8 protein-coding genes and 1 tRNA gene are annotated in these 9,018 nt (G+C 54.6%); 4 read left to right on the top strand and 5 right to left on the bottom strand.

Annotation, left to right across the window (positions count from 1 at the left end):
• The 3 genes from VLY20_04310 to VLY20_04300 form a co-directional block, all read left to right on the top strand.
• The coding region (locus tag VLY20_04310; protein ID HUK55861.1) for a hypothetical protein at positions 1-1,463 on the top strand (1,463 nt) is incomplete at its 5' end.
• Between the two features lie 106 nt (positions 1,464-1,569).
• Entirely contained in the window at positions 1,570-1,911 is a 342-nt protein-coding gene (locus tag VLY20_04305) for a hypothetical protein (protein HUK55860.1), read from the top strand.
• A gap of 65 nt (positions 1,912-1,976) precedes the next feature.
• A complete protein-coding gene (locus VLY20_04300; GenBank protein HUK55859.1) occupies positions 1,977-2,330 on the top strand; it encodes a hypothetical protein in 354 nt (117 codons plus the stop codon).
• 30 nt (positions 2,331-2,360) lie between these two features.
• Here VLY20_04300 and VLY20_04295 read toward each other — a convergent pair whose 3' ends face one another.
• Together VLY20_04295 and msrA are read right to left on the bottom strand one after the other, a co-directional pair.
• Positions 2,361-2,732, bottom strand: coding sequence for a hypothetical protein (locus tag VLY20_04295; GenBank protein HUK55858.1), 372 nt, complete (start codon positions 2,730-2,732; stop codon positions 2,361-2,363).
• A 66-nt stretch (positions 2,733-2,798) separates the two neighbouring features.
• Positions 2,799-3,416, bottom strand: coding sequence for a peptide-methionine (S)-S-oxide reductase MsrA (gene msrA / locus VLY20_04290; GenBank protein ID HUK55857.1), 618 nt, complete (start codon positions 3,414-3,416; stop codon positions 2,799-2,801).
• Between the two features lie 315 nt (positions 3,417-3,731).
• Here msrA and VLY20_04285 point away from each other — a divergent pair, with 315 nt between their 5' ends.
• Positions 3,732-4,640, top strand: coding sequence for a serine hydrolase (locus VLY20_04285; GenBank protein HUK55856.1), 909 nt, complete (start codon positions 3,732-3,734; stop codon positions 4,638-4,640).
• Positions 4,641-4,660: 20 nt separating this feature from the next.
• On the opposite strand, the gene prpC is transcribed toward VLY20_04285, so the two are convergent.
• The 3 genes from prpC to VLY20_04270 form a co-directional block, all read right to left on the bottom strand.
• Positions 4,661-5,794: a 2-methylcitrate synthase gene (gene prpC / locus VLY20_04280; protein ID HUK55855.1), complete on the bottom strand. Its 1,134-nt coding sequence runs from the start codon at positions 5,792-5,794 to the stop codon at positions 4,661-4,663.
• A 47-nt stretch (positions 5,795-5,841) separates the two neighbouring features.
• Positions 5,842-8,592, bottom strand: coding sequence for a diguanylate cyclase (locus tag VLY20_04275; protein ID HUK55854.1), 2,751 nt, complete (start codon positions 8,590-8,592; stop codon positions 5,842-5,844).
• A 285-nt stretch (positions 8,593-8,877) separates the two neighbouring features.
• Positions 8,878-8,953 (bottom strand) — tRNA-Phe (locus tag VLY20_04270).
• Positions 8,954-9,018: the final 65 nt, after the last annotated feature.

Here is a 9,018-nt window from a genome sequence, read left to right as displayed (position 1 = left end):
CGGCGACGGCGAATACCGGTTCGACTTTCACCGGTTGGACCGGGCCGAATGCGGCGGAATGCGCCACCGGGTCGGTTGTGATGACCGCGAACAAGAGCTGCACGGCGAACTTCTCACTCATTACCTTCACCCTGACCTTGACCACGGCCGGGTCCGGGTCCGGAACGGTCAGCGGTGCGGGAACGTACATTTACGGCCAGATCGTCACGGTCTCGGCGACGGCCAATGCCGGCTCGACGTTTACCGGTTGGACCGGGCCGAATGCGGCGGAATGCGCCACCGGGTCGGTTGTGATGACCGCGGACAAGAGCTGCACGGCGAACTTTAATTTGCCCGCACCTCCTGCAGATACCCTTGCGGATCTGGTTCTCTGTCAAACCAACTTTACCAGTAATTCAGTCAACGCGGGTCAATCCACGGTTAACAATGTGGGCTGCAATCTCGCTTATGCCGTGGCGATTGATCGAAGCGTGACCCCGAACCGGGTCTACGTATCCGACTATAGCAACAACCGCATATTGGGATGGGCCAATGAAACGTCCTTGGCGAACGGAGCGCCGGCGGACTTGGTGATCGGACAGCCCACTCTTTCCAGCGGGATTTGCAACTATGGCGGGGTCGGCCCCGGGGCCGGGACGTTGTGTGTTCCGATGGAGATTGCCGTGGATAGCGCGGGCAACCTTTATGTCGCGGACCGAGGTAATTCCCGAGTCCTGATCTACTTTACCCCGTTCACAACCGATACGATAGCCGACCAAGTCATCGGACAGACCGATTTGACTTCCGGGGGCTGCAGCAATCCGAACAATGCAGTGGCCAGCGCAAGCAGCCTCTGCGTACCGACGGGAGTCGCGGTCGATGCGGCGGGTAATGTGTACGTGGCCGATATGGCCAACAACCGGGTTTTGGAATATAACACGCCGCTGACGACGGATACCGTGGCGGATCGGGTCTTTGGCCAAACCAATTTCACGGCGATCGCCCCAGGCACCGGTGCCGGCGGTTTAAATTCACCTTACTCGGTGGCCCTGGATAGGTCGGGCAACTTGTACGCGGCGGATTTTGGAAACAATCGCGTGCTGGAGTACAACACACCGTTGACGTCGGATAGCACCGCGGACAGGGTCTTCGGACAGGTCAACTTTACCAACGGCATTGCCAATTCGGGCGGTGTGAGCGCCAAGACGCTGTATAATCCCTGGGGCGTTGTGGTTGATGACGCAGGGAATCTTTATGTGGCCGACCGCTCCAACAACCGGGTGCTCGAATACAACACGCCGTTAACCACCGATACCACGGCGGATCGGGTCTTCGGACAGGCAAGTTTCACAGGAGTTCAATGCAATAAAGGCGGGTTGAGCGCCGGCAGCCTCTGTCTTCCCAGCGGTCCGGCCATAGATAGTTCAGGCGACCTTTGGGTGGCGGATTTTGGAAACAACCGCGTGCTGGAATATGGCCACTGAGACGGTGGAGCCGTTTAACGTCGCTATTTTCTTCGAGCGGGACTCGAAGCAGGATCCAGATGAGGGACCCGCTCGATTTGAAGAACAAAACAGAAAGGGGTAAACCATGAAAAATGGGTGTCGATCGTTCAGAATCGCGGCGCTTTTTCTGATCAGCCCTGTGATTTTCTTGATGGCCGCGTTCAGTGCCATGGCGCAGAGCACCGATATCGACTTTTCCGGGCAGGTGATTAAAGTGGATTTGGCGGCCCATCAAGTCGTCGCGAAAGATTCCCAGTCGGGAAACCGCATGCGGTTCACCGTGACGGAAACAACCGTAATCACCTCCGGAACGGATAAAAAGACCCTCGGAGATCTTCAGCCCGATGATACCGTCGATATTGGATACGTCCAATCGGGCGACCAGAATATCGCCGATACCGTTACACTACAGCCGACCGGCGGCTAGGCGATCGGAAAACCCATATTGGGCGACAGCAGGGTCCGTTTAGAGGAAGGAGAGGAGGAAGATAGATGAATAAGATTTTAAGACCATTTACGGTTCGCTTGGGCGGCGGTCTTCTGGTGTTTCTGCTTTGGAGCATCGGGCCTTCGCTGGCGCAGGGATATGCCCCGATCGACGATCTCATCGCTTCCGTCAACCAACTTGTGCAGTCCCAGGATATTTTGAATGCAACGGTGGCCCAGGATTTGATCAGCACTCTTCAGACGATTGACGCGCTGGTGGACCAGGGAAACAGAGTCGCCGCCGGCCAGTTACTGACGGCCTTCACTCAGGACGTCAGCAGTCTCAGCGGGGATCTCATTACACCCGCGGGTGTCAATCAACTGGTTAACAAGGCCACTGCGACACAGTCGGGATTGTAAACTTAAGGAAGAGCCGGATCGTTGTTCCCGCTACCGGTTTTCCGTCTCTTCGGCATAAACGATGCTTCGGGGACTGGCAATCAGCAGGAAGGCTTCGCCCCATTGATTGGGGCTTGAAAGGTCCCAGTCTTCATTCAGATCTACCGGTTTCAGCCTAAGGCCCCAGTTCCCGCCATAGATGAGATAGGCCAGACCCTGTCCGGATTCCTCCACCGGCTGAGCATAGGCCGGACAGAGGGGCTGGTTTGAATCGTCGGACCAGCCGGTGACCCAGCACAGTTCGCCCTCGCTTTTCCGATCGCTCACCCGGAGCTGTTTGACCCTCTTGACCGGCCCCACCTCTTTGAAACGCATCGAGACCGAATTCGGACAATTGGGGTTCTCGTCCACTTCAAAATACATGGAATCCCGCTATAAGAAGAACTTGATGTCCCGCCCCTTGTAATTCGGTCGTTAATAAATGACGGGTCATTTAAGGCCGCCCCATACCCACAGCTGATTGAGCCGCGCATCGCGGCCGCAATTATACCGATAAAATTTGTAGCGGATCGGGCTTTTCTTGTAAAATTCCTGATGGTAGTCCTCGGCCGGGTAAAAGGTCGAGGCCGGTGTGATTTTCGTCACGATCGGATCTTGGAAGGGTTTGGAACGCTCCAGCGCCGCCTTGGACAGCTCGGCCAGCCGTTTCTGCTCTGTAGTGTGGTAGAAGATCTCGGAGCGGTACTGGTCGCCGTAATCGCAGAACTGGTGATCGGTCGCGGTCGGATCGACGTTGTGCCAAAAGACCTCAAGCAGTTTATCGTAACCGATTTTCTTCGGATCATAGAGAACCTCCACGGCTTCGGCATGGCCGGTGCCCCCGGAAGACACCTCTTCATACGTAGGATTCACGGTATGCCCTCCGGTATATCCCGCGGCGGTCGAGACGACGCCGTCGAGTTTGTCGAACGGCGGCTGCATGCACCAAAAGCATCCGCCCGCAAAAGTGGCCTTCTCCAAACCGGCCGGGGCGTCCTTGGGAACATGCTTCGGCGCATCCTCGGCGCGGGTCGTCGTCCAAACGGCCGTAAGAATAATCCCCGCCATCGTGATCGCCTGCCATAGTCGGAATGGTCTTATCACGGTCATTGGACTCCCAAGAGGATCTTAATAGTATAGAATACCTTCTCGCGACCCACCCTGTCACTATGAAAGTTCAACAATTTTGTCGCGAGTGGGATAAACAACCTGTAAACACCTGTAAAATCGCTTTATTTCCCGCTACCGCGTCCCTTTTGTCCTTGACGGATAAAGGAAAAATGGCTATCCTGTAATTGGTCGGGTAAGGGCAGCGAACCTTTACAGGGGGGTAAAGCCATCGGCGCTAAAATAAATTTCCTGATCCTGCAATCGACGATCCTCTTGTTCGGTGTTCAGCTTACCATCGGTTGCTCCGATGCAAGCCATGCGAAACCGACGCCGGCCGCTTATACCCTGCAACAGACCGTCGAAGATTCTCTCATCCCCCATCTGAATCCCAAAAAGCTGTACCTTCGGTCGGACGTGGCCCTCATCACTGACGGCCGTCAAGGCCGTGTGTTGTTCGAAAAGAACGAGAACACCCAAAGACCGATCGCTTCGCTCACTAAATTGATGACCGCCATGGTTGTTCTTGACGCCAACCTCCCCGGAGAAGAAATCATCACGATCACCAAGGCGGACCGAGACCGGTTGCGCGGTTCGGGCTCCAAACTCAGCTTTGGGACAAAGCTGACCCGCCGCGATCTGCTTGAGATGGCCCTGGCCGCTTCGGAAAACCGGGCGGCCGCTGCGCTGGGTCGCACCTACCCCGGGGGCATGGAAGCCATCGTTGACGCCATGAACGGGAAGGCCCGGCAGCTCGGCATGCAGGATACCGTGTTCCGGGATCCGGCCGGCCTGCACTACGGGAACCTGTCCACGGCGGCGGACCTATCCATCTTAGTGGAAGCGGCCTATCGCTACCCGTTAATTCGCGAGCTTTCGACCATCCGCACGGATTATGTAACGGACTTGAGGTCCGGTTGGAAGATCCGGTTTGTGAACACCAATCGTCTGGTCCGGACCGGACAATGGACCATTGATCTCAGTAAAACGGGGTACATTGCGGAGGCCGGCCATTGTCTGGTCATGCGGGTTGAGATCGCCGACCGTCCTGTGATCGTGGTTCTGCTGAATTCATGGGGTGAGTTGACCAAATACGGCGATGCCAACCGTATACGCAAATGGCTCGATCAGGCTGACCAAAAGGCCCGGGAATCCGCTCGCGCCGATGAAGAACCCACCGGCTAATTAAACCGCCGTTCCACCGCTCAGATGCGCAGTCCAATCGGCAGATAAGGACGCTCCGGAGGGCCGTTATACTCGGCATGGGGACGAATCAAACGATTGTCCGCGCGTTGTTCCATGATGTGGGCGGCCCAACCCGTGATACGCGAGCAGACGAAGAACGGAGTGTACAACTCCGTCGGTATGCCGATAAGATGATAAACAGACGCCGAGTAAAAATCCAGGTTGGGGAATAACCGTTTCTCCTCCCACATCGTTTTCTCGATCGTCTCGGATACATCGTAGAGTGTTCGATCGCCGGATTCCTCCGAGAGTTTCCTGGACCATTCCTTGATCGCGGCATTTCGTGGATCCGAGGTTCGGTAGACTGCGTGACCGAATCCCATCACTTTCTCTTTGCGTCCCAATAACGCCCGAATACCGGCCCTCGCCTCCGTCGGATTTTTAAATCGGGAAATCAGTTCCATCGCGGCTTCGTTGGCCCCCCCATGAAGCGGACCGCGCAAGCTGCCGATGCCGGCGGTGACGGCGGAATAGAAATCGGATAGAGTCGACGCGCAGACCCGCGCCGCAAAGGTCGAGGCGTTCAATTCATGTTCGGCGTACAGGATCATCGATACGTCGAGAGCCCTTGCGTGGTTCGGCCGAGGAACCTCGCCGACGAGAAGGCGAAGCAGATGGCTCGCATGACCGCTTTCATCGGAGAAGGTGTCGATCCGCTTTCGCTTACGGGTAAAATGATACCAGTAGGCGAGCATGCCCGGAAGTGCGGCCACCAGTCGGTCGGCGATCTCCTGTTGCCGGCCGAAGCCGGTCTCCGGTTCCAACACCCCGAGCATGGAACAGCCGGTCCGCAGAACATCCATCGGCGAAGCCGAGCCCGGAACGCGCTCAAGAACCTCCTTGAGCGTCGGCGGAAGGCCGCGAAGTTCCATCAGCTTTTCTTTATAACCGTTCAACTGTGCGGATGTGGGGAGTTCGCCTTTGAGCAGCAGATAAGCGACTTCCTCGAAACAGGACCGGGTTGCCAGTTCAATAATATTGTAGCCCCGGTAGGTCAGTCCCATTCCTTCCACGCCGCAGGCGCAAATGGCGCTGCGGGCTGCCTGGACACCCCGGAGACCCATACGGTCCATGACGGGCTTTTTAACGCTCATTTCCCATCATCCATGATAAATGTTCTATTGAATCTTCGGAAAGGACATCAGATAGACCTTTGGACACTATCCATCTTCTGCGGGTGACCCAGGAGAAAACCCTGAACAAGGGATACCCCCATTTCTTCAACGACATGAAGTTCATCCAGGGTCTCGATCCCTTCGGCAATGATCCCCTCCGTCACGTAATTCTTTAAGGCGGAAACGAGCCCTTTTGAAAACTCCCGGAATTTTTTGGATGACACCGCCTGCAGGATCATCGACCGATCCATTTTAATATAGTTCGGTTTAACAAGGGCGATGAAAGGCAATGAAATAAAACCAGCCCCGAAATCGTCCATGGCGAATTTAAAGCCCTGCGCCCGCCATGCCTTGACGATTTTCAAATGGTTCTCAATATCATGGAGGGCTTCGAACTCTGAAATTTCCAAAACCACCTCCAAGTTGGAAGGTTTCGGGACATTTTCAAGGTGACGGATCAGGTCGAAATCCACATTGATGAATACTCTTCTTAACCCTGCCTCTTGAGCGGTCTTGAGTTGCGACCTGAAACAGATGCATTTCAGGTCGTTCAGCCGCCCGATGGCCTGGTATCTTTTAAACAGTTCAAGGATGCCGATCTTTTCCTGCGCGTCACGACTCAACGCTTCATGCCCTACAATCTCGTTGGATCTGACATCCATAATGGGCTGAAACACTACCTTGATGGTATGTTCGTCCAAATGATATTCCTCTTCTCCGATATGGACTTTATCTCCCCCTCTTTTTGCAATATATAAAGCCCGATCCGCCAGACGGATTAACTCATCCACACCGGTCCCATGTTCAGGATAGAGGGCGACCCCGATACTCAGGTCAAGGTTGAGAGGAACCTCGGTGCTGAGCCCGCGTATTTCTCTCCGAATGCGGTCCGCAGTAATCAGGACTCCTTGGCGAGGGGTGTCCAACAATACGACCACAATCTCATCGCCTCCCCAACGAACCACCAGATCCGTCCCACGTGTGGCCTTCTGGATACAATGGGCTGCTCGTTTCAATACGGCGTCGCCGATATGATGGCCATGAGTATCGTTGATGGTTTTAAAATCATCGACATCGCACAATAAAATGGCTAGAGAGTAGTCGTTTTGATCCGCTTTGAGAATCTCTTCCTGAATCCGGCTGTTGAAATAACGACGGTTATACATGCCCGTGAGGGGATCCCGAATCGCTTGTTCGGCGAGGGCTTCTTGCACCCTCCGGCGCTCAAAAACAATGCCGAGATGGGAGCCCAGTTTTTCGACGGCATCCAGAAAATACGGGTCCGGATTTCGTATCTCCGACGCAAGGAACTCGAATATGGCAAACAACTTTTGCCCGGTTTTAATGGGGAAGGCAAAGGCCGTTTTGAGCCCGATCTGAAGCGCCGGAGACGCCCGACGGAAGTCCTCCTCTTGGGTCACATCGACAATCCAAATGGGCCGGCCGAATTCCCATGCACGTCCTGGAAGTCCGGAGCCTTTTTTAAATTTCATTTCCATACTCGCTTGTCTGAATTTCGTTATATCCAGTTCGGAATAAAAGGACTGGGGCACGCAGACCAGAACGTTTTCCTGCTCGTTCATGAACCATGCCTGACCCACCCGCCACCCTTTGAGCTTGCAGATGGTTTCCAAACAACGTGATATCATCAGGGGAATATCCGCCGATTCGCTTGCCGCTTCGGTTACCTTAACCAATAGAGCCAGGGCTTCTTCCGCCCGTTTGCGTTCCGTGATATCCAGGGCGACGTATACGATACCGACCGTTTCACCGTTTTGATCGAGCACCACGGAAGCGGCAACGCTCACATCCACCGGTCGTCCTTCCTTCGTGTGCCAAACCATCACGCGATCACGGACGGGGACGGCGTCGATGAGGCCGCGATCGCTCGCACCGTTCTCAAAAGACGATTTGACCAGGTTTGAAACCGAGGTGCCGAGAAGTTCCGACGCTCGACGTCCCAGCATCGAACAGACGGCGCGATTGACCACGCGGATCATTCCATCAAGGTCCGCCACCAGGACGGCTCCCTGCATCGTTTCCAAAATCTGGTTGGCTGCAAACGCGGGAGAGAGATCCGCCAAATTGTATTGCCAGATCGTTCGTGCGGATACCAGCAGAAAAACGAAGATCGGAACATAACCGAAAGGGTAGACGGGAATCCCGTATTTGGCCAGATAATCAAACGATCCCAGGTAGGCGATTGAAAACGCGATCATCAAGGCTCGAACCCTAAACTTGTGGGTCGTTCCCGGAACGGCCTTTCGATATTCCATCCAGAAATTCCGGAATACCACGATCATCATCCAAAAGAAATATGTAATGAACGGAATGCCAAGCCACCCGTACTTTGGATAATAGCCCCACCAATAGTGGTACAGGCCGGTGATCAACGCATCCGTATTTAGGATGGTTGCGCAAAACAGACCGGACAATGCCCAACAGAACCGCTCTGATTTCCTGTGATCCTGGTCGATTCGAAGCACAGCCAGGCTGAAATGGTAGACGGCCGAAGGGATGAAGGCCACTCCCAGATACGCGGTCTTTGCCCACCAAAGGGCCACATGTTCTCCGCTGGCACAGTACATCCATGAAAAGGAAAGAAGCCATACACTGATCGACAAAGTAAAAACGAAAAACAGCCATCCCACCCGGCCGCCTCGTTCGCGGGTTAGGACGACAATCCCCAGAAGGAAGATCGCGGCTGTGGTCAGGAATGTTGGGATGGCATAAACGCTGAAGGTATAGTTCGAGAGATCAAATACCTGCGTAATCATTTATCCCTTGTCACCTGAACGGGAAGTTGACCGTCGTTCTCGATGATCTCGGTTCAGACAATGCTGGAAATCGGGTTTGTGACAGACCGCGTTTGCGGTGTTTGAATCAAGGATAAATTCTCTATTCAAGTATAGCGGCTAAACGAACCCGGTCAAGTCGGCAGGGCGCGGTGGTTTACTCTAATTTCACGGGGTTTTCAGACAGGGTTCTTCAACGGAACCGATAATAAGATGAGCCGCGGCAAGGCCCGCGATTGACCGATGGCTGTCAGGAGTGGAAATACATGGTGCCGAGAGGCAGAATCGAACTGCCGACACAAGGCTTTTCAGGCCTCTGCTCTACCGACTGAGCTATCTCGGCACGGGGGGTTAAAATAACAGAGGGGAGAAGAAGTTGTCAATCGCTTTTTCGATGAGTCGTGGATG

It is taken from the genome of Nitrospiria bacterium (assembly GCA_035517655.1).
In the GTDB taxonomy this organism is placed as follows: domain Bacteria; phylum Nitrospirota; class Nitrospiria; order JACQBZ01; family JACQBZ01; genus JACQBZ01.
This window is presented reverse-complemented; position numbering and strand designations above follow the sequence as displayed.